This window comes from Citricoccus sp. CH26A (genome assembly GCF_000224415.1).
In the GTDB taxonomy this organism is placed as follows: domain Bacteria; phylum Actinomycetota; class Actinomycetes; order Actinomycetales; family Micrococcaceae; genus Citricoccus.
In genome coordinates this window covers 1-780 of record NZ_AFXQ01000060.1, presented here as the reverse complement: position 1 = coordinate 780, position 780 = coordinate 1, and the positions used below count along the sequence as shown (strand labels likewise).

General features: G+C 67.9%; 1 protein-coding gene. It reads right to left on the bottom strand.

Annotated elements, in window-relative coordinates:
- Nucleotides 1–780 (bottom strand): integrase core domain-containing protein (locus tag CITRI_RS0115570; protein ID WP_029139412.1); only part of this gene is annotated, 780 nt, incomplete at both ends.

Here is a 780-nt window from a genome sequence, read left to right as displayed (position 1 = left end):
TGTTTGGTCGGGTTCGCTACATGCACGCCCTGGATTGCGTAGGAGGCCACGTACCGGCCCCGCACCTGCAAGGCGATCATTGGCAGCGGGAAGGAGAACACGACCTCCCCGCTGTCGATGTCCGCCAGCAGGAACTCGCAGTCGGTGATCGTGCGGTAGAACTGGCGTCCGGCGAAGGTCGTCGGCAGGGAGAGGTGATAGCCCTGATAGTAGACCTGCCGGTTTGCCGGCGTGATCCCCACGATGGACTGGTCCGCGGCCCGTTCCACCATCGTCTCGGGTTCGTCCGGGAGCACCGCTCCGGTCTTGGAGATCGTCACCGCGGAACCGGCGAGGTTCAGTTGGCGCAACCGGCGTACCTGCCGGTACTCGGAGGCCTTGGCCTCCAGCGTCACCAGGGGGATCGGCGCGGCCGCGGGGGTGTGCTCCAGCAACTCCCACGCCGTTCCCGGGGTGGCCTGGTCCAGCGCCTGGTGCGGCCGGCGGTGGTTGTAGTGCCTGCGGAACCGGGTGATCCGGTCTCGCAGCTGCTCCAGCGTGGCCGGGCGGTTCGCCTCGAGGAATCGGGCCAGGGTCTGGTGGGAGCGTTCGTTCTTGCCCTGAGTGGTCGGTCGGCCCGGCAGCCCGCTGATCGGCATGGTGCCGCGCGAGGCCAGGAAGATCTCCACCGCTCCGATCCTGCCCTGGCGCAACTGGTTGAACGCCAACGAGTTGTCCGAGAGCAGCTCCTGGGGCGCGCCGTGGGCCTCGATCGCCCGGGTCAGGACCTCCTGGTGAATA